Annotated in this window: 21 protein-coding genes; 10 read left to right on the plus strand and 11 right to left on the minus strand. The window is 62.3% G+C overall.

Annotation, left to right across the window (positions count from 1 at the left end):
• Positions 1-40: 40 nt before the first annotated feature.
• Positions 41-772, minus strand: coding sequence for a tellurite resistance TerB family protein (locus CAF90_RS16555; protein WP_085607551.1), 732 nt, complete (start codon positions 770-772; stop codon positions 41-43).
• Positions 773-1,032: 260 nt separating this feature from the next.
• On the opposite strand from CAF90_RS16555, the gene pcsA reads away from it, so the two are divergent.
• A complete protein-coding gene (pcsA, locus tag CAF90_RS16560) occupies positions 1,033-1,755 on the plus strand; it encodes a phosphatidylcholine synthase (protein ID WP_039767868.1) in 723 nt (240 codons plus the stop codon).
• Between the two features lie 115 nt (positions 1,756-1,870).
• On the opposite strand, the gene CAF90_RS16565 is transcribed toward pcsA, so the two are convergent.
• Both CAF90_RS16565 and CAF90_RS16570 read right to left on the minus strand, forming a co-directional pair.
• Positions 1,871-2,683, minus strand: coding sequence for a class I SAM-dependent methyltransferase (locus CAF90_RS16565; protein ID WP_085607553.1), 813 nt, complete (start codon positions 2,681-2,683; stop codon positions 1,871-1,873).
• A gap of 31 nt (positions 2,684-2,714) precedes the next feature.
• A complete protein-coding gene (locus CAF90_RS16570) occupies positions 2,715-2,987 on the minus strand; it encodes a DUF4242 domain-containing protein (RefSeq protein WP_085607555.1) in 273 nt (90 codons plus the stop codon).
• Positions 2,988-3,216: 229 nt separating this feature from the next.
• Here CAF90_RS16570 and CAF90_RS16575 point away from each other — a divergent pair, with 229 nt between their 5' ends.
• Entirely contained in the window at positions 3,217-3,678 is a 462-nt protein-coding gene (locus CAF90_RS16575) for a GNAT family N-acetyltransferase (protein WP_085607557.1), read from the plus strand.
• An 18-nt stretch (positions 3,679-3,696) separates the two neighbouring features.
• On the opposite strand, the gene CAF90_RS16580 is transcribed toward CAF90_RS16575, so the two are convergent.
• The 3 genes from CAF90_RS16580 to CAF90_RS16590 form a co-directional block, all read right to left on the minus strand.
• Complete coding sequence (locus CAF90_RS16580; protein ID WP_085607559.1) at positions 3,697-4,911, minus strand: cytochrome c biogenesis protein DipZ; 1,215 nt, start codon at positions 4,909-4,911, stop codon at positions 3,697-3,699.
• Between the two features lie 77 nt (positions 4,912-4,988).
• Positions 4,989-5,327, minus strand: a complete 339-nt coding sequence (locus tag CAF90_RS16585; RefSeq protein ID WP_085607561.1) for a hypothetical protein — start codon at positions 5,325-5,327, stop codon at positions 4,989-4,991.
• 29 nt (positions 5,328-5,356) lie between these two features.
• Positions 5,357-5,626, minus strand: a complete 270-nt coding sequence (locus tag CAF90_RS16590) for a DUF2790 domain-containing protein (RefSeq protein WP_007956290.1) — start codon at positions 5,624-5,626, stop codon at positions 5,357-5,359.
• A 306-nt stretch (positions 5,627-5,932) separates the two neighbouring features.
• On the opposite strand from CAF90_RS16590, the gene CAF90_RS16595 reads away from it, so the two are divergent.
• The gene (locus CAF90_RS16595) at positions 5,933-6,673 is read left to right on the plus strand and encodes a response regulator (RefSeq protein ID WP_085607563.1); all 741 of its coding nucleotides are present in this window, start codon (positions 5,933-5,935) and stop codon (positions 6,671-6,673) included.
• Positions 6,670-7,977, plus strand: a complete 1,308-nt coding sequence (locus CAF90_RS16600; protein WP_085607565.1) for an ATP-binding protein — start codon at positions 6,670-6,672, stop codon at positions 7,975-7,977. Before CAF90_RS16595 ends, CAF90_RS16600 begins: the two co-directional genes overlap by 4 nt.
• Positions 7,978-8,118: 141 nt before the next feature.
• On the opposite strand, the gene CAF90_RS16605 is transcribed toward CAF90_RS16600, so the two are convergent.
• Both CAF90_RS16605 and CAF90_RS16610 read right to left on the minus strand, forming a co-directional pair.
• Complete coding sequence (locus CAF90_RS16605) at positions 8,119-8,868, minus strand: DUF2063 domain-containing protein (protein ID WP_085607567.1); 750 nt, start codon at positions 8,866-8,868, stop codon at positions 8,119-8,121.
• The gene (locus tag CAF90_RS16610; protein WP_085607569.1) at positions 8,861-9,700 is read right to left on the minus strand and encodes a DUF692 domain-containing protein; all 840 of its coding nucleotides are present in this window, start codon (positions 9,698-9,700) and stop codon (positions 8,861-8,863) included. The genes CAF90_RS16605 and CAF90_RS16610 overlap by 8 nt, the downstream gene beginning before the upstream one ends.
• Positions 9,701-10,478: 778 nt before the next feature.
• Between CAF90_RS16610 and CAF90_RS16615 the strand changes: the two genes are divergently transcribed.
• Together CAF90_RS16615 and CAF90_RS16620 are read left to right on the plus strand one after the other, a co-directional pair.
• A complete protein-coding gene (locus tag CAF90_RS16615; protein ID WP_085607571.1) occupies positions 10,479-11,525 on the plus strand; it encodes a class I SAM-dependent methyltransferase in 1,047 nt (348 codons plus the stop codon).
• Between the two features lie 81 nt (positions 11,526-11,606).
• Positions 11,607-12,449, plus strand: a complete 843-nt coding sequence (locus tag CAF90_RS16620; protein ID WP_085607573.1) for an NAD-dependent protein deacetylase — start codon at positions 11,607-11,609, stop codon at positions 12,447-12,449.
• 10 nt (positions 12,450-12,459) lie between these two features.
• On the opposite strand, the gene CAF90_RS16625 is transcribed toward CAF90_RS16620, so the two are convergent.
• Positions 12,460-13,338 (minus strand): LysR family transcriptional regulator, encoded by an 879-nt coding sequence (locus CAF90_RS16625; RefSeq protein ID WP_085607575.1) that lies wholly within the window; start codon positions 13,336-13,338, stop codon positions 12,460-12,462.
• Between the two features lie 269 nt (positions 13,339-13,607).
• Here CAF90_RS16625 and CAF90_RS16630 point away from each other — a divergent pair, with 269 nt between their 5' ends.
• Genes CAF90_RS16630 through CAF90_RS16640 form a run of 3 tightly spaced genes read left to right on the plus strand, consistent with a single transcriptional unit; the run spans position 13,608 to position 16,189 of the window.
• Positions 13,608-14,306, plus strand: a complete 699-nt coding sequence (locus CAF90_RS16630; RefSeq protein ID WP_007956274.1) for a CoA transferase subunit A — start codon at positions 13,608-13,610, stop codon at positions 14,304-14,306.
• Positions 14,307-14,330: 24 nt separating this feature from the next.
• Entirely contained in the window at positions 14,331-14,996 is a 666-nt protein-coding gene (locus tag CAF90_RS16635) for a CoA transferase subunit B (protein WP_007956272.1), read from the plus strand.
• Positions 14,997-15,007: 11 nt separating this feature from the next.
• Positions 15,008-16,189 carry an acetyl-CoA C-acetyltransferase gene (locus CAF90_RS16640; protein WP_085607577.1) on the plus strand — a complete coding sequence of 394 codons (1,182 nt, stop codon included), beginning with the start codon at positions 15,008-15,010 and terminating at the stop codon, positions 16,187-16,189.
• Between the two features lie 105 nt (positions 16,190-16,294).
• Here the strand turns inward: CAF90_RS16640 and CAF90_RS16645 are convergent, their stop codons facing one another.
• On the minus strand, positions 16,295-16,897 hold the full coding sequence (locus CAF90_RS16645) for an NADPH-dependent F420 reductase (protein ID WP_085607579.1): 603 nt from the start codon (positions 16,895-16,897) through the stop codon (positions 16,295-16,297).
• A gap of 114 nt (positions 16,898-17,011) precedes the next feature.
• Here CAF90_RS16645 and CAF90_RS16650 point away from each other — a divergent pair, with 114 nt between their 5' ends.
• Positions 17,012-17,905, plus strand: a complete 894-nt coding sequence (locus CAF90_RS16650; RefSeq protein ID WP_085607581.1) for a LysR family transcriptional regulator — start codon at positions 17,012-17,014, stop codon at positions 17,903-17,905.
• Between the two features lie 114 nt (positions 17,906-18,019).
• Here the strand turns inward: CAF90_RS16650 and CAF90_RS16655 are convergent, their stop codons facing one another.
• Positions 18,020-19,339, minus strand: a complete 1,320-nt coding sequence (locus tag CAF90_RS16655; protein ID WP_085607583.1) for an Nramp family divalent metal transporter — start codon at positions 19,337-19,339, stop codon at positions 18,020-18,022.
• Between the last annotated feature and the right edge of the window lie 59 nt (positions 19,340-19,398).

Genomic DNA, 19,398 nt, shown 5'->3' on the forward strand with positions numbered 1-19,398 from the left:
GCCGTAAGTACAAGCGGTCGAAGGCTGCGAGGTTTTGCGGTCAGGCCGTGCCCTTGGCCTGCTGCTCGAGGTGAACCTGCAAGTCGGGGTCGATCTGCAACGCTGCCGCCAGTTCATCCAGATAACTGCGCTCCGCGTCCTGCTGATCGTCCACCAGCATCACGCTGGCCAGGTACATTTCGGCGGCCATGGCCGGATCGTTCTGCGCCGCCTGGGCCACTTCTGTGGGATCCAGCGGTTTGGCGACTTCATCGTCGAGCCATTGCTGCAGGTTCGGGTCATTGGTGTGCTTGCCGATTTCGCTGCTGATCAGGTGTTTTTCCGACTCGTCGATCCGACCGTCAGCCTTGGCCGCCGCGATCAATGCCCGCAGGACAGCGTGGCTGTGTTCTTCGACTTGCGGGCCGGACAGCAGATCCGCGGTTTGCGGGGTTTGCTGCGGCGCGGCGGACGCCTGACTGCGTTGCCAGGCTTGATACGCCTGGAAAGCCATCATGCCCAGCGAGGCCAATGCCGCGTAATTGGTACCGCCGGAACGACGCTGCGTACCGCCACCCAGCGCCCCGCCACCGCCGAGCAATCCGCCGAGCAGCCCGCCCAGACCACCGAGCCCGCCAGCGGGAGAACCGCCGCCGCTGGTGCCGCCACCGCCCAGCAGCCCCCCGAGCAATCCACCCAGCCCGCCCAGTCCCCCGCCGGCCGACGCGCCACCTTGTTGTCCCGCCGAGGCCTGGCCTCGCAGCAGTTGTTCGAGCAGATCACTGGTGTTCATGACGTCGTCCTCAGGCAAAGGGGTATGACTGCGTCAGGCAACGATAGTCCTCTTGATGCGATGTGCCAGCACCGTTGGGCTGACGTGGCGATGGGCGAGTGATTCTCCAGAGAAATTTTTCCCCGGCCAGCTAATCTTCACGAATGGGTGAACCTTGACCCGGCCCGACCGGTCGATAGCTGCAACCCCGACCCGGTTGGTCGCCGCCCTTGCTGCCCAAGGGTTTACGCGGCTTGCTGCACTTTCTGGAGAACGCCTTCGTGATATCGACCGTCCACATCGCCAGGCTCAAGGCCTGGGGCGCCCATGGTTTCACCGCGACCGGCGTGGTCACCGCCTTCCTGGCCACCCTTGCCCTGCTGGAAAACCAGCCAATCCACTGCCTGATGTGGCTGGGCGTGGCGCTGATCGTCGACGGCCTCGACGGGGCGCTGGCGCGCAAGGTCAACGTGCAGTCGGTGCTGCCGAGTTTCGACGGATCGATCCTCGATCTGGTGATCGATTACCTGACCTACGTGTTCATCCCGGCGCTGTTCATCTATCGCTACATTCCCCTGCCCGACTACACCCTGCTGCTGACCGTGTCGCTGATTCTGGTGTCATCGCTGTTCTGCTTCTGCAACGTCAACATGAAGAGCAAGGACAACTATTTCGTAGGCTTCCCTGCTGCCTGGAACGTGGTCGCGTTGTGTCTGTACATCATCGATCCGGGGCCGTGGCTCACCTTCCTGACGGTGATTGGCCTGGCGCTGCTGACCGTGACCCGCATGAAATTCCTGCACCCGTTCCGGGTACGCCGGTTCATGCCGATCAACATTGCGGTAACGGCGATCTGGCTGCTGTGCAGTCTGTCGCTGGTGCTGAACCACCCGGTGATCAACCCGCTGGTGATGGGCCTTTGGCTGCTGGCGTCGGCGTACTTCCTCGGCATCTGCATCTGGCGCACGGCGCTGGAGTGGTTTGACAGTGCGCACCTGAAATAGAAAAACCTGTGGGAGCGAGCCTGCTCGCGATAGCGGTCGCCCGGCCACCGAACATAGTGACTGGAAAACCGCCATCGCGAGCAGGCTCGCTCCCACAGTTGATTTTGCATGACGCTTAACGTTTGGTAATCACCACCTCCAGATACTCACTCGGCAGCACCATCGATTCCGCCCCCGCACGATTCAGCCCGTCGATCAGTAGCGTCAAATCCCCTTCCAGCGCCAACCCGCTCTCCGGCGGCAACGCCGCGAACGCCTTGTGCACCGGGCCGTACCAGTGGCGAAACACATCAATGAAATGCGCCGCCGAGCGATAGCGAAAGTTGAAGTGGCGGCGAGTCACCTGCACCTGGAACTGGCGATCGTCGAAGTGCGAATGCAGCCAGGCTTCCGCGCCCCAGTTCGAGGGGGGTTGCGCAACGGGTGGCGGTGGCAGGTAGCGACCGAGGGTCTTGAACATCTGGCCGACGAAACCTTCCGGTGTCCAGTTGGCCAGGCCGATCCGTCCGCCACGGCGGCAGACCCGCGCCAGCTCCTTGGCCGCCTTCGCCTGATCCGGGGCGAACATCACGCCGAAGGTCGACAGCACCGCGTCGAAACTGGAATCGGCAAACGGCAGCGCTTCGGCATCGGCGACCTGAAAGGTCACCTCCAGATGCTCGGCGCGCGCCCGGTCCTGGCCGCGTTCCAGCAACGCCGCGACATAGTCGGTGGACGTCACCAGACAACCACGGCGTGCCGCCGCCAGCGTGGCATTGCCGTTGCCGGCGGCGACATCCAGCACTTCTTCATCGCAGCGCAGGTCGCAGGCTTCGGCGAGGGTTTCGCCGACGATCTGCAGCGTGGTGCCGATCACGGCGTAGTCGCCACTGGCCCAGGCGACTTTCTGGCGTTCCTTCAGGGCAGTGAGATCAATGGGGGTACTCATGAACGGGTGCTCCACGGCAAAGGGTCAAGCATCAATCGGCGGTCGTCGGGTCGATGATGCTCGTCACCCGGGACACGCTGTTGGCCGGAAATCCCCCACGCTTGGCGTGTTCGCGCACCAGCTCTTCGTTGGGTGCGATGTACACGCAATAGATCTTGTCGGCCGTCACATAACTCTCCAGCCACTGCACCTCTGGCCCGAGCTCACGCAGCACGTTGCAGGACGTTTGCGATACGGCCTTGAGTTCTTGCTCCGATAGCTTTCCGGCTCCTGGAATCTCGCGTTCAATCACGAACTTCGGCATGGCAACCTCGCTTTCTTTTTATGGATGTCAGGGCCGTGGCGGCCCTGCTCGCCCACTATCGCGCGGGCGCTGTGCGGCGTCCCTGCCAATCGTCCGGAGAGCCCGTAAAACCGGGCGCTGGCCGATGAATGGCGGGATTATGTAAAGCCCCCGAAACACTGTCGGGGGGTTGCCAACGCGCCGGCTGATCGGCTCTCATGCAGGCCCTCCCCCGGAACGGAATTCGATCATGTCCTTGCGCTTCGAATGGCTCGCCGATCACATGCAACACAGCGACACTTACGCGGCGTGGATCCACCGTCAGTTTCACTACGAATATGCCGAGCAACCCCTGCCCGAATGGCAGCGCGAATTTGCCGAGGGCCAGACCAATGGCGACTGGCGTTGCCTGATTGCGCTGGACGGGGATCGACTGCTGGGCGGTGCGGCACTGGCCCGGGCGGACCTTGCCCTTCGACCGGATCTGGGGCCGTGGCTGGCCTGTGTGCTGGTCAGCCCTGAGTCACGCGGCCAGGGTCTGGCAGAAAGGCTGATCGAGGGAGTTGCTGAAGAAGCGAAACATCGGGGCCTGCCGCGTTTCTACCTGCACACCCAAAGCAAACAGGACTATTACGCCAAACGCGGCTGGACGGTGCTGGAGCGTTTTCACGCCTGGGGCAACGAACAATGGCTCATGGTGCGCGACCTGTGAGCCATTGAGTTTCGCGGTTTACGCAGCAGGTGCCTTGGCCTCTTTGAGCAGCTGTTGAATCATCTGCTCCTGCGCCTGATAACTGCCTTCGCCAAAGTGGGTGTAACGCACCTGCCCCTTGGCGTCGACCAGGTAATGCGCCGGCCAGTACTGGTTATCGAAGTTGCGCCAGATCGCGTAGTTATTGTCGATGGCCACCGGGTAAGTGATGCCGAGCTTCTTCACCTGATCCTTGACGTTGTCGATGATCCGCTCGTAACCGTATTCCGGGGTGTGCACGCCGATCACCACCAGACCGTCCTTGCCGTACTTTTTCTCCCACTCCTTCACATACGGCAGGGTGTGCTGGCAGTTGATGCAGTCGTAGGTCCAGAAGTCTACCAGCACCACTTTGCCGCGCAGGGACTCAGCCGTCAGTTCCGGCGAGTTCAGCCATTGCACCGCGCCGGACAGCGACGGCATCGCGCCTTTGCCGGCCTCATCTTCGGTCGAGTCCGCACGGACTTTGCTGACGAAGTAGTCCACCACCTTCGGCACGTTTTCCAGCACGCTTTTCTCGACCGACGCCACGCCTTGCGACGAGGTGTTGGCCAGCAGCAGGTTGTCGGCACCGGTGGCGATCACCGCCGCCGTCGCCAGCACCGCGACGCCCGCACCGCGACGGAACCAGCCGGTGAACGGAATCGACGGTTTCAGCCGATTGACCAGGCCGCGACCGGCGAAGATCAGCGTCCCCAGCGACAGCGCACTGCCCGCGCCGTAGGCCAGCAGCAACAGACTGGTCTGGGCGTTGGCGCCTTGCAGCATGGCGCCGGTAAGGATCACGCCGAGGATCGGCCCGGCGCACGGCGCCCACAACAGACCGGTGGCGACACCGATCATGATCGACGCCATCGGGCCGGCCTTTTTCCGGCTGTCCGGGTCGAGGCGATTGCCCAGCAGCACGAAGGGCCGGGCCAGCCAGTCACCGATGCGCGCAGAAATCAGCGACAGCGCAAACAGCACCATCACCGCCAGCGCAATGTGGCGACCGGTGTTGCTGGCCTCGATCACCCACTCGCTGCTGACCACCGCCAGGCTGGAGATCAGAGCAAAGGTCAGGGCCATGCCGCCGAGGGTCAGCAGGATCGAAGAACGGGTGCGGTCGGCACCGGCGAACAGAAACGGCACCACCGGCAGAATGCACGGACTGAGGACAGTCAACAGACCGCCCAGGAAAGCGATGAGAAACATGAGGTTCACCTTTTGAATGAGGGGTGGTCTGTCGACTGGATCGGGGGCCGTCTGTTACAGGCAGCCCCCTTCGATCCTCAAGCCGTCTGGCTGTCCAGCCATTGGCTTTGTGGCGTACGGCTGGCACCGTTTTCAGCCACCATCTGGCCTTGCGGCGTATGGCTGGAACCGTCGGCGGCCAGTGTCTGGCCCTGTGGCGTGCGGCTGGAGCCGTCGGCAGCCAGTGTTTGGCCTTGTGGCGTACGATTGGAACCGTCGGCGGCGATTAGGCCGTCGCTGCCCGGCTTGGCCACCGGAGCCAGTTGGAAGCAGGTGCTGCTGCCACAGCTGTTCTGTTCGACGGCAGCGTTGGCGTGGGCTGCGACGCCGGCGAGGGAGAAGGCAACAGCGGTCAGATAGCGCGATACGTTGTTCATGGCGATGTTCCTTTTATAGAGGTGGGTAATCAGTTGTCTTCGTTGCAGCCGTCGGCGAATTTGCGGTAGTCGAGCACCTGGGTCTTGCCGGCCGAGTCGAGGTAGGTCAGGCGGGCGTCGACGATGCCGCAGGTCATCGAGTTGTCCTGTTTCAGCGACACCACTTTCTGGATGTCCAGGTGGCTGCCGTAGGAGTAGGTTTGCGGGGTGACATCGGCTTCGGCGCGGGCCGACAGGGTGCAGATGTTCAAAGCGGCAAACAGGCAAGCGGCAGCGATCGATTTGGTCTTGGTGTTCATGGCGTTTTCCTCGGGGCTTCAATGGTTGAATCGTTGATTTGGCCGAGGCGTTCTGTGTGTGCCTCGATGGAGCTCATTTAAAGCTCGCGAGGTATCGCGCATGTGTCGGCAAATGCCGTGTATAAATCGCTACGTATCCGCACGCGCCCGGGATACACAGCGATACAAAACCCTGTAAAAATCCGCTTTTTGCGTCGGCGTGTATCCGTCACAGCGCTGGATACACTGCAATACAAAGGCAGGCAGGCGGCCTCGCGCAGGCTCGATAGACTGCCCGGCAATCCCCTTTGATTGAGGTTTGGCCCCATGGAACATGTCGATCACATCCTGATCGTCGACGACGACCGCGAGATTCGCGAACTGGTCGGCAATTACCTGAAGAAGAACGGCCTGCGCACCACAGTGGTTGCCGATGGCCGGCAGATGCGCAGTTTTCTGGAAGCCAACACCGTCGACCTGATCGTGCTCGACATCATGATGCCCGGCGACGACGGCTTGCTGCTGTGCCGCGAATTACGCTCGGGCAAACACAGGGCCACGCCGATCCTGATGCTCACCGCGCGCAACGATGAAACCGACCGCATCCTCGGTCTGGAAATGGGCGCCGACGACTACCTGACCAAACCCTTCGCCGCACGCGAGCTGCTCGCGCGGATCAATGCCGTGCTGCGGCGCACACGGATGCTGCCGCCGAATCTGGTGGTCACCGAAAGCGGTCGGCTGCTGGCGTTCGGTCGCTGGCAGCTCGACACGTCGGCCCGGCATCTGCTGGACACCGACGGCACCATGGTCGCGCTCAGTGGCGCGGAATACCGTTTGTTGCGGGTGTTCCTCGACCATCCGCAACGGGTGCTGAGCCGCGATCAGTTGCTCAACCTGACCCAGGGCCGCGACGCCGATCTGTTCGACCGTTCCATCGATCTGCTGGTCAGCCGTCTGCGCCAGCGCCTGCTGGATGACGCCCGCGAACCGGCCTACATCAAGACCGTGCGCAGCGAAGGCTATGTGTTTTCGCTGCCGGTCGAAGTCCTCGGAGCCCCCGCATGAATGTCGCCCTGCGCTGGCCGCGCACCCTCGCCTCCCGCTTGTCGCTGATTTTCCTGATCGGCCTGATCCTCGCTCAGGCGCTGTCGTTCGGCGCGCAATATTACGAGCGCTACGAAAGCGCGAAGAACACCATGCTCGGCAACCTCGAAACCGACGTCTCGACCTCGATTGCCATCCTCGACCGCCTGCCCGCCGAAGAGCGCCCGATGTGGCTCAAGCGCCTGGCCCGCAAGAATTACGGCTATCTGCTGAGCGAGGGTGAACCGGGCACACCGCTGGATCCGCAGGACGTGCCGATTGCCGTCACCTCGATCACCGATGCGATCGGCGAAGCGTACCCGCTGACCTTTACCGACATTCCCGGCCCGAAAAAACACTTTCAGGGCCACCTGCGCCTGAGCGACGGCAGCCCGGTGACCATCGATGTACGTCCGTCGATGGTGCCGCTGTCGCCATGGCTGCCGGTGGTATTGCTCGGGCAACTGGCGCTGATGCTCGCCTGCACCTGGCTGGCGGTGCGCATCGCCATCCGCCCCCTCACCCGCCTCGCCAACGCGGTGGAAACCCTCGACCCCAACGCCCACCCGATCAACCTCGACGAAAAAGGCCCGAACGAAGTGGCCTACGCCGCCCGCGCCTTCAACTCGATGCAGGCGCGCATCGCCGCGTACCTGAAAGAGCGCATGCAACTGCTCGCAGCGATCTCCCACGACCTGCAAACCCCGATCACCCGCATGAAGCTGCGGGCGGAGTTCATGGACGATTCGGTCGAGAAAGACAAACTGTGGAACGACCTCGGCGAGATGGAACATCTGGTGCGCGAGGGCGTGGCCTATGCCCGCAGCATCCACGGTTCGACCGAAGAAAGCCGGCGCACCAATCTGGATTCGTTCCTCGACAGCCTGGTGTTCGACTACCAGGACATGGGCAAGGAAGTGCAGTTGAGCGGCAAGAGTGAGGCGGTCATCGACACCCGCCCCCACGCCTTGCGCCGGGTGCTGGTCAACCTGACCGACAACGCGCTGAAGTTCGCCGGGGCTGCCGAGCTGCTGATTCAACGGGACAAAAGCGGCCTGTCGATCAAGGTCATGGATCGCGGCCCGGGCATCGCCGAAGAAGAACTGGCCCAGGTGATGGAGCCGTTCTACCGCGTGGAAAACTCGCGCAACCGCAGCACCGGCGGCACCGGGCTGGGGCTGGCGATTGCCCAGCAACTGGCGATGGCGTTGGGCGGTTCGTTGACGCTGAGCAATCGCGACGGTGGCGGGTTGTGTGCTGAACTGAAGCTGCCACTGCACACCTAAAGCAAACATAAATTCCTGTGGGAGCGGGCTTGCCCGCGAAGGCGTCTGTTCAGTCGATGAATACATTGACTGTACCGGCCTCTTCGTCGGATCGCCGCCCGGACCAAGCCCGCTCCCACAGGATTTGCGGTGTTTGCGAAATCAGGTAATGCCTAACACACCGTCCTCATGCATCTGCCGCAACAACGCCAGACCGCTGTCCATGAACGATGCCGTTACCGGCAAACCCGCCTCCATCGCCAGCCCTTCCAGTTGTTCATGACCGTTCAGCGCAGGGAACTCGCCAATGCGCTGCAACAACCGCCAGGCCAGCGGACTCAGCTCGGAAAACTTCACGTTCCAGTCCGTCGTGCGCCGTACCAACAAAAGCGTCGGCTGGGCTGGTGGCGTGGCCGGTTGATGATCCGGCCCGAGCATTTGCACCGGCCAGGTGTACGCCAAGGGCCAGGCGAGTGCCGAAACCTGCAACGGCCGCTCCAGCAACTGCGCCGGATCGCTCGCGGGCAAGGCTTCGGCGTCGGACTGCTGCAACACCATTTCCACCCATTCGTAATGCGCCAACTCCACCAGAAAAGCCGGCCATTTAAGGTCGCCCAATACGGCCGGCTCCGAGGCGAGGTAACCGACGAACTCCTCGGCGATCTCGCCGAATTTCGGCGTCTGCGCGCGGTAGTCCCGCAGGAAGCCGCGGATCAACGTGCGCCAGCGTTCCTGGCCGATGATCCGGATCAGCACCGGAAACGTACCGCCCAGCAGTTGCGAGACATTGTTGAACACCAGGTCGCGATAGACATTGACCCGCGCAGCGTTCATGTCGGCGGGTGGCGCTTCATGTTCTGGATCGCGCAAATAGCGGGTCAGGGCCTGTTGTTGCAGTAGCAGATTATCCACGCGGGCCTCCTTCGGTTTGCAGGCGGCGGATGGTTTGCAGCTCGGCTACCAGCTCAGAAAACGCCGGGAAATTGAAATCCCGTTCCAGCAAGGTTGGCTGCGCACCGAATCGGCCATAAGCGTCGGCCAGCAACGACCAGACCACCGGTTTGACCGAGGCACCATGGGTGTCGATCTTCAACGTGTCGGACTCGTCGAAATGCCCCGCCACGTGCATCCCGACCACCCGGCCCGGCTCGATGGCAGCCAGAAATGTCTGCGGATCGAAACCGTGGTTGATCGAATTGACGTAGACGTTGTTGACGTCCAGCAGCAGATCGCAATCGGCCTCGCGCAGCACGGCGTTGGTGAAGGTCACTTCGTCCATGTCCTGCCGGGGCGCGGCGTAGTAGGAAACGTTTTCCACCGCCAGCCGCCGGCCGAGAATGTCCTGGGCCTGGCGGATCCGCGCGGCGACGTGGTGTACCGCCTCTTCGGTGAACGGCAACGGCAGCAGGTCGTAGAGATGACCGTCGTCGCTGCAATAACTCAGGTGCTCGCTGTACAGCGGCACTTTGTGATGATCGAGAAAAGCCCGCACTTCCCGGAGGAAACCAACGTCCAGCGGCGCCGAGCCACCGAGCGACAACGACAGCCCGTGGCAGGACAACGGATATCGCTCGGCCAGCTCGCGCAACGCAGCGCCATGGGCACCGCCGACGCCGATCCAGTTTTCCGGGGCGACTTCCAGAAAATCGAAATCGCCGGTGCGGGCGGCTTGCAGGTCTTTCATCAGGCCGCGACGCAGGCCGAGCCCGACACTGGCCTGCAAGGTGGGGTGGGGAATCTGCATGGGCAAGATCTCTGCTGAGGAGCCGCCGGGTGTGGCGACTGACAGGCTCAGTTAAACCGGCGGGTGTATCGCGGCTATGTGGCCAATGCGCGGGAAGTGGCGGGTTTTGTATCGGCGGTGAGCCTGTACACAGTGGGATACAGACTCGCTGCCTCCTTCCTGAACGGCGAGTTCATCGGTTTAAACCAACTCAAAAACTGCACATACAACCCTGTATATCCAGAGCTTACGGATGACACCTACAGATGCAGACGAAATGCCCTACCTTCGCACGAGAACCAGCTGCGACATCAGGTACTGAAAACACTGCCCAAGATCTCAAACTCACCTGCTCATGGTGGGTAAAAATTGCATTGCAAGGACAGAAAAAGCTCAATAACATGCCTTCCACGCCAGTGCTTCCGGTCAGACGCACTAAGCCTCAGCCGCAATCTGAGGCTTGCTAAAAAACCGCCCCGCAAAGCGGTTTTTTTTCGCCCATCATTTGCTCCAGGCGGACATGGGCCGGCGCTTTGTCTTGGCCTCTTGGCGGAATCAAATTCGGGAGCCCACGCTAAGGTGGAAGAGCGCACCGTCGCGATACACAACGATTCACAGCCTCGAAATCAACGCAACCCGCTCCCACCGGCGCCAACAGCGGCTAGACTCAATCAGTACCCAGTCGAGGGGGACGCAGGACAGCAGTGTCGCCCTGCCCGTTTCCACGACCACCGCCCGGTGGTGAATGCCTCGACCCCCAACGCCACCGGACTGTGATCCTGTCAAAGGAGCACATGAAATGGACGAGGCCAGACTCAACGAGTTCATGGGCAAACTGGTCAACGACATGGGCGGCGCGGCGATGCTGGCCAATGTCATTGTCGGCGAAGAACTCGGCCTGTATCGGGCGATGGCCGACAGCCAGCCGGTCAGCCCCGAATCCCTCGCAGCAAAAACCACCTGCAACCCGCGACTGGTGCGCGAATGGCTGAGCGCCCACGCGGCGTCCGGCTACATGGAACACCACGACGGCAAGTTTCGTCTGCCGGAAGAACAGGCGCTGGCCCTGGCCAAGGAAGATTCGCCGGTGTACGTGGCCGGCGGCCTCGGGGTGGTGGCGTCGTTTTTCCATGACAAGGACAAACTGGTCAAAGCCATGCGCGGCAACGGCGCCCTGCCCTGGGGCGATCACCATCCGTGCATGTTCACCGGCACCGAACGATTCTTCCGCCCCGGCTACAAGGGGCATTTGATCGCCGAGTGGCTGCCGGCGCTGGACGGTGTGGTGGCCAAACTCGAAGAAGGCGCCAAGGTCGCCGACATCGGCTGCGGTCACGGTGCGTCCACGGTGATCATGGCTCAGGCCTATCCCAACTCGCGGTTCGTCGGCTTCGACTATCACGCGCCTTCGATCACCGTCGCCACCCAACGGGCCGAAGAAGGCGGCGTTAGCAGTCGCGCGCGGTTCTTCCAGGGCACCGCGAAAAGCTATCCCGGCGATGACTATGACCTGATTTGCTATTTCGACTGTCTGCACGACATGGGCGATCCGGTCGGTGCGGCGAAGCATGCGTTTGAATCATTGAAAGACGACGGCACGGTGCTGCTGGTCGAACCCTTTGCCAACGACACCCTGGACGAAAACATCACGCCGGTCGGGCGCTTGTTCTATGCCGCGTCGACGTTCATCTGCACGCCAAACTCGCTGTCCCAGGAAGTGGGACTCGGTCTCGGTGCCCAGGCGGGCGAGTCGCGCTTGCGCAAAGTGTTTACCGAAGCGGGTTTCAAACACTTTCGGCGGGCGACGCAGACGCCGTTCAACCTGATCCTGGAGGCTCGCAAGTAACCTCGGGCAGCGGACGCCTCTGAAAAGAGGCGTCCGTCGGTGCTAACCTGCAAGGCACTTACAGCCTGCGGAGCGCTGATCATGCTCGACCGTCCCCTCCCCGACCCGCTCGACTATCTGCAACAGGTCATGGCCGACGGCGACTTCATTGTGCTGACCGGCGCCGGCATCAGCACGCCGTCAGGCATCCCGGACTACCGCGACACCGACGGCGTACGCCGTGGCCGGCAGCCGATGATGTACCAGGAATTCCTCGCTGCCCCGGAATCGCGCCGCCGCTATTGGGCCCGGGCCATGCTCGGCTGGACGCGCGTACGTCAGGCGCGGCCGAACGCCGCCCATGAGGCGCTGGCCAGTCTGCAAAGCCACGGGCGGATTGGCGGCCTGATTACCCAGAATGTCGACACCCTGCACGATCAGGCCGGCAGTCACGACGTCATCGAACTGCACGGCAGCCTGCACCGGGTGCTGTGTCTGGATTGCGGCCAGCGCAGCGAGCGGGATTCGATCCAGCACTTGATGGAAACGCAGAATCCGTATCTGGCGGGTGTCGATGCCGTGCAGGCACCGGACGGCGACACTCTGCTCGACCCGGCCTTCGAAGCACGCTTTCAGGTGCCGCATTGCCCGCATTGCGCTGGCGAGCGGATGAAACCGGATGTGGTGTTTTTTGGTGAGAACGTGGCGCAACCGACGGCGGCGCGGGCCATGGCGCTGGCGGAAAATGCCGCCGGGATGCTGGTGGTCGGTTCGTCGTTGATGGCGTATTCGGCGTTTCGCCTGTGCCGGGTGATTGCGGATCGGGGCAAGCCGCTGATTGCGATCAATCTGGGGAAGACGCGGGCGGATGAGTTGCTGGATTTGAAGATTGAGGGGTCGTGCGAACAGCTATTGCCGCTACTGACACAACGCCTGACCTCATGACCTGCCGAGGTCAGTGTTCAGCCTTGAGAATGTCAAAAAGCGCCTGCGCCGCCGCCGACAATTCATTCCCCGGATCCGTCAGCACGCCAATCGCCCGCTCCACCACCGGCTCGTGCAAGGTCAGGCAATGCGCGCCCAGTTCGCGCATCTGCCCGGCACACAACGCCGGCACCGCACTCACGCCCAGCCCGCTCGCCACCATCCGCCCGACCGTCGCCAGTTGATGGCTTTCAAATTCCACCGGCAGTTTCATCCCTCGGGCCTGCAAGTGTTCCTCCAGCATCACCCGCACCGTGGACGGTCGTTGCAGGGTGATGAACGGTTCCTGCAGCAAGGTCTGCCAATCGATGTCGCTACGGGCGGCCAGCGGCGAATCCTGCGGCACCACCGCAACGAAGCGATCCTTATAAAGAGGCGTGAAGGTCAGCGAGGTGTTCTGCATCGGCTCGAAGGCCACGCCGAGTTCGACCTGGCGATCGCGGACCATCTCCAGCACTTGCTCATTGATCACGTCATTGACCGTGACGTTGACGTTCGGATAACGCGCGCGGAAGGTCTTGAGGATCGGCGGCAGCAGGTTGCCGGCAAACGATGGCATCGCCGCCAGCGTCACCCGCCCGCGCTGAAGGCTGAAGCGCTGGCGCATTTCGTCTTCGGCGTTGTCCCAGTCGGCGATCAGGCGCCGGGCCAGCGGCAGCAGCGATTCGCCCTCCGGGGTCAACGCCACGTTGCGCGTGTTGCGGCTGAACAGGCGCCCGCCCAGGCCTTCTTCCAGCGCCTTGATGGTCAGGCTCAGCGCCGATTGCGAGAGGTGCAGGCGCTCGCAGGCCACGGCGAAGCTCAGGCTCTGGGCCACGGCAAGAAAGGCGCGGATCTGCTTGATGGTCATGAACGATTCACTCAAGGGACTAAGCTGAACACCTCATTGATCGTTCCCACGCTCTGCGTGGTAACGCAGCCCGTGACGCTCCGCGTCACTGGGACGCGGAGCGTCCCTAGAGGCATTCCCACGCAGAGCGTGGGAACGATCAACGAGGTCAATTATTGAGCTTTATCAATCAATCAACCTTAAAAATCAACTTAACAAATATATCCTTCAGCGCGACACTCCAGTCATTCGGCTAGCCAGCCGCCCGACAAACAATAAAAGAGGTGCATATGGCAGGTTTCGACAAGCGCGTGTATTCCTACGAGGAAGCCATGGCAGGTCTTGAAGACGGCATGACCGTGATCGCCGGCGGCTTCGGCCTGTGCGGCATTCCGGAAAACCTGATCGCCGAGATCAAGCGCAAGGGCACCCGCGACCTCACCGTCGTCTCCAACAACTGCGGCGTTGATGGCTTCGGCCTCGGCGTGCTGCTGACCGACCGCCAGATCAGCAAGGTGGTCGCCTCCTACGTCGGCGAAAACAAACTGTTCGAAGAGCAACTGCTCAAAGGCGACATCGAAGTCGTCCTGACTCCGCAAGGCACCCTCGCCGAAAAAATGCGCGCAGGCGGCGCCGGCATCCCGGCCTTTTTCACCGCAACCGGCGTCGGCACTCCGGTTGCCGAAGGCAAGGAAGTGCGTGAATTCCACGGTCGCAAGTACCTGATGGAAGAGTCCATCACCGGCGACTTCGCCATCGTCAAAGGCTGGAAAGCCGACCACTTCGGCAACGTCATCTACCGCCACACCGCCCAGAACTTCAACCCGCTGGCCGCCACCGCCGGCAAGATCACCGTGGTCGAAGTCGAAGAAATCGTCGAACCCGGCGAGCTGGATCCGGCACACATCCACACGCCCGGCATCTACGTCGACCGGGTCATTTGCGGCACGTTCGAAAAACGCATCGAACAACGCACCATCCGCAAATAATCCAGGCTGACGGAGAACAAGAACATGGCACTTACCCGCGAACAAATGGCTCAACGCGTCGCCCGCGAAATGCAGGACGGCTACTACGTGAACCTCGGCATCGGCATTCCGACCCTGGTCGCCAACTACATCCCCGAAGGCATGGAAGTCATGCTGCAATCGGAAAACGGCCTGCTCGGCATGGGCCCTTTCCCGACTGAAGACACCATCGATGCCGACATGATCAACGCCGGCAAGCAGACCGTGACCGCGCGTATCGGCGCTTCGATCTTCAGCTCCGCCGAATCATTCGCAATGATCCGCGGCGGCCACGTCGACCTGACCGTACTTGGCGCCTTCGAAGTGGACGTGCAAGGCAACATCGCCTCATGGATGATCCCCGGCAAACTGGTCAAGGGCATGGGCGGTGCGATGGACCTCGTAGCCGGCGCCGACAACATCATCGTCATCATGACCCACGCCTCCAAGGACGGTGAGTCCAAGTTGCTGAGCCAGTGCAGCCTGCCGCTGACCGGCGCCGGTTGCATCAAGCGCGTCCTGACCGACCTCGCCTACCTGGAAATCGAAAATGGCGCTTTTGTCCTCAAGGAACGCGCACCTGGCGTCAGCGTCGAGGAAATCGTCGCCAAAACCGCTGGTAAACTGATCGTCCCGGATCACGTACCGGAAATGCAGTTCGCTGCCGAGTGAGGAATTCGAAAATGCAAGACGTCGTCATTGTTGCCGCCACGCGTACCGCGATCGGCAGTTTCCAGGGATCGCTGGCCACCGTCTCCGCCGTGGATCTGGGCGCAGCGGTCATCCGCCAGTTGCTTGAGCAGACCGGTCTGGACGGTGCTCAGGTCGATGAAGTGATCATGGGCCAGGTGCTGACCGCCGGCGCCGGCCAGAACCCGGCGCGCCAGTCGGCGATCAAGGCCGGCCTGCCCCACGCCGTACCGGCCATGACCCTGAACAAGGTTTGCGGTTCGGGCCTCAAGGCCCTGCACCTCGGTGCCCAGGCAATCCGTTGCGGCGACGCGGACGTGATCATCGCTGGCGGCCAGGAAAACATGAGCCTGGCCAATTACGTGATGCCGGGCGCGCGCACCGGTCTGCGCATGGGTCACGCACAAATCGTCGACACCATGATCAGCGATGGCCTGTGGGATGCGTTCAACGATTACCACATGGGCATCACCGCCGAGAATCTGGTCGAGAAGTACGAGATCAGCCGCGAGCAGCAGGACGCCTTCGCTGCCGCGTCGCAACAGAAAGCTGCCGCTGCCATCGAGGCCGGTCGTTTTGTCGATGAGATCACCCCGATCCTGATCCCGCAGCGCAAAGGCGATCCGGTGGCGTTCAAGGTCGACGAGCTGCCACGCGGCGACACTACCGCCGAATCCCTGGCCAAACTGCGCCCTGCTTTCAAAAAGGACGGCAGCGTCACCGCTGGCAACGCTTCTTCGCTGAATGACGGCGCGGCTGCCGTGATTCTGATGAGCGCCGAAAAAGCCAAGGCCCTGGGCCTGCCGGTTCTGGCGAAAATCGCCGCTTACGCCAACGCGGGCGTTGACCCGGCAATCATGGGCATCGGCCCGGTGTCAGCCACTCGCCGCTGCCTGGACAAGGCCGGCTGGAGCATCGGCCAGCTGGATCTGATCGAAGCCAACGAAGCTTTCGCTGCGCAATCGCTGGCGGTGGCCAAGGATCTGCAATGGGATCTGGACAAGGTCAACGTCAACGGCGGCGCCATCGCTCTCGGTCATCCGATCGGTGCATCGGGCTGCCGTGTGCTGGTGACTCTGCTGCATGAAATGATCAAGCGTGACGCGAAAAAGGGTCTGGCGACCCTGTGCATCGGCGGCGGTCAAGGCGTGGCCCTGGCGCTGGAACGCGCTTAAGAGCAAAGAGGTTCAACAGCGGGCGGCGGATCCACGACATCCACTGCCCGTTGGCAACAAACCCGGTACGACTCACGTCGCACCGGGTATTTTTTTGCCTGAAGGTCAGGCGAACTTCACCAGATTCAGCACCGGCAACGGGCCGCCCGGGAACTGCACCAATCGTGCCCCCACGCTCAACTCGCCCAGATCGATACCGAAGAAGCCGAGCTGATCAATCAGCGCGCCGACTTCTGCCTTGGCCTGCGCATCATCCCCGGACAGGAACAACACACGCTTGCCGCCCTCCGACGCCGGATCCGCTTCCAGCAAACGCGCCAGCAAGTGGTTGAACGCCTTGACCACCCGCGCGCCCGGCACCCATTCGGCGAACACTTCGCTGGACGGCCGCCCCTGCAAATCCACCGGTTTGAACGATGGCGCTTCAATCGAGTTGTTGGCATCGATGACGATCCGCCCGGTAAAGTCCGGCAGCCCGGCCAGTGCCGTCGGCAATTTCGACCAGTTCACCGCGACCAGCACAATGTCCTGGGCGGCGGCTTCTTCACGGGTAACGGCGCGGGCGGTCGGGCCGAGTTCTGCGACCAGTTCCGACAAGGTGTCCGGCCCGCGACTGTTGGCGATGACCAACGGGATGCCCTGACGTGACAAGGCTTTGGCAAACGCTGAACCGATGGCGCCAGCGCCGATGATTCCGATAGTGCTCATGGTGCTCTCCTCAAAGTGGGGTAAGACTCGAAACGAATCTTGCGCTTGCCATTCCCACTTGATTAGCCGGTAATGCCTTGAATTATCTTCAAGCATCGCTATCAGGTCGACCCCATGGAAACCCTCGCCAATCTTGAATCCTTCGTCAGCAGCGCCGAGACCGGCAGCTTCTCGGCCGCCGCTCGGTTGCTGGCGCTGACTCCGGCGGCGGTCAGCCGCAACGTGGCGATTCTTGAACGCAACCTCGGCGTGCGGCTGTTTCAGCGCTCGACCCGCAAGCTGTCGCTAACCGAGGCCGGTGAAGGCTTTCTGGCAAGTATCGGCGGCAATCTCGATGCCTTGCAGGCAGCGATTGCGACGGTGGCGACCGAGCGCGGCGAGCCGGCGGGTGTGCTCAAGATCAGCCTGCCGCCGACGTTTGGCATCGATCATATGCTGCCGCTGCTGCCGGAGTTTCTGGCGCGCTATCCGCTGATTCGCCCGGAATGGCACTTCGAGAATCGTCAGGTGGATTTGATCGCCGAGGGCTACGACGTGGCGATCGGCGGCGGATTCGAACTGACACCCGGCGTGGTCGCCCGGCCATTGTCGTCCGCCGAAGTGCTGGCGGTGGCGTCACCGGCGTATCTGGCCGGACGCGCCCTGCCGCAACATCCGGCCGATCTCGCCGATCACCACGGCATCGTCATGCGCGGCCTGCGCACCGGGCGCCTGCGCCAATGGCAGATGCACAACGAAACAGGCGAACAGGCCAGCGCCCTGCTCAACCCGAACATCGTGCTGAATGACCCGATGGCCATGCGCACCGCTGCGCTGCTGGGTCTGGGCGTGACGATGCTGGTGCTGCCGGATGTCAGCGCGCAGATCGAACGCGGTGAGCTGGTGCGGCTGCTGCCCGACTGGCAGTGCGATGCCGGGGCGATTTCGCTGTACTACCCGAGCCGCACTTTGCTTCCGGCCAAGACCCGGGTGTTCATTGATTTTGTGGTTGAGGCGTTTGGCTCATGATCGTAATGATCGCCCCACGCTTCATGCATGATCGTTCCCACGCTCTGCGTGGGAATGCAGCCGGGGACGCTCTGCGTCCCATTGGAGCGCGGAGTGTCGGGCCGATCACACCGGCTACGCGGCCAGTTGCAGAATCAGCCAGGCATTCGCCCCACTGATCACTACAAACAACCCCCACGCGAGAACCTTGGTTGGCAACCGATTCACAAACGGCCCCATCAGCCGATTGTCGTTGGTCATGCGAATCAGCGGATACAGCGCAAACGGCAGTTGCAGGCTCAACACCACCTGGCTCAGCACCAGCAACTTGCCCACCGCGCCGTCGCCCATCAGCCACACGCCGATGAATGCCGGGATCAGCGCCAGCCCGCGGGTGATCAGGCGCCGCTGCCAGCAAGGGATTCGCAGGTTCAGATAGCCTTCCATGATCACTTGCCCGGCGATGGTGCCGGTGAAGGTCGAACTCTGCCCCGACGCCAGCAGCGCCACGCCGAACAGCACGCTGGCCAGCGCGCCGCCCACCAGTGGGTCGAGCAAGTGATAGGCGTCCTGGATGTCGACCACGTCGGTGTGTCCGGACTGATGAAAGGCTGCCGCCGCGAGAATCAGGATCGCCGCGTTGACCAGCAACGCCAGCGCCAGCGAACCAATGGTGTCGATGCGCGCCAGTTTCACCGCGTCTTGCTTGCTGGCCAGATCCTTGCCGATCAGTCGCGTCTGTACGATCGAAGTGTGCAGGTAAAGATTGTGCGGCATCACCGTGGCCCCGAGGATGCCAATGGCCAGATACAACGGCGCGGCATCGCTGATCGCCGACAGCGACGGTTTGAAGCCTTGGGCGACGTCCGGCCAGTACGGTTTGATCAGCAACAGCTCGACGAAGAAACACGCGCCGATGGTGCCCACCAGCACCAGCATGATCGCCTCGAGCCGGCGGAAACCACGGTTTTGCAGGGCCAGCACCAGCAACGTATCGAATGCGGTCAGGGCGATGCCGAACGTCAGCGAACAGCCCAGCAACAGGTGAAACGCCAGCGCACAGCCGAGCACTTCAGCCAGGTCAGTGGCAATGATCGAGATTTCCGCCAGCACCCATTGCAGCCGCGCCGTCGGAGTGCTGTAGCGTTCGCGGGACAACTGCGCCAGATCGCGTCCGGTGGCGATGCCCAATCGCGAGCACAGGCATTGCACGACCATGCCCGCCAGACTCGCCAGCAACACCACGAACAACAGGCTGTAGCCGAAGCGCGAACCGGCCTCGATGGCGGTGGCCCAGTTGCCCGGATCCATGTAGCCGATCGACACCAGCAAACCGGGGCCGGCAAAGCGCAGCACGCGTTTGAAGAACGAGGCGTTGGGATCGACCGGGACACTGCCGGCCACCTCCGGCGGGCAGAACGGCGCCGTGGCAATTTTGGGCAAGCTGAATTTCACGCACACATCCAGAAACAAGTCGAAAGACGCAGCTTAGACGTTTCAGTCGACGTGCCCAA

The organism is Pseudomonas sp. B37(2017) (assembly GCF_002112885.1).
In the GTDB taxonomy this organism is placed as follows: Bacteria; Pseudomonadota; Gammaproteobacteria; order Pseudomonadales; family Pseudomonadaceae; genus Aquipseudomonas; species Aquipseudomonas paraglycinae.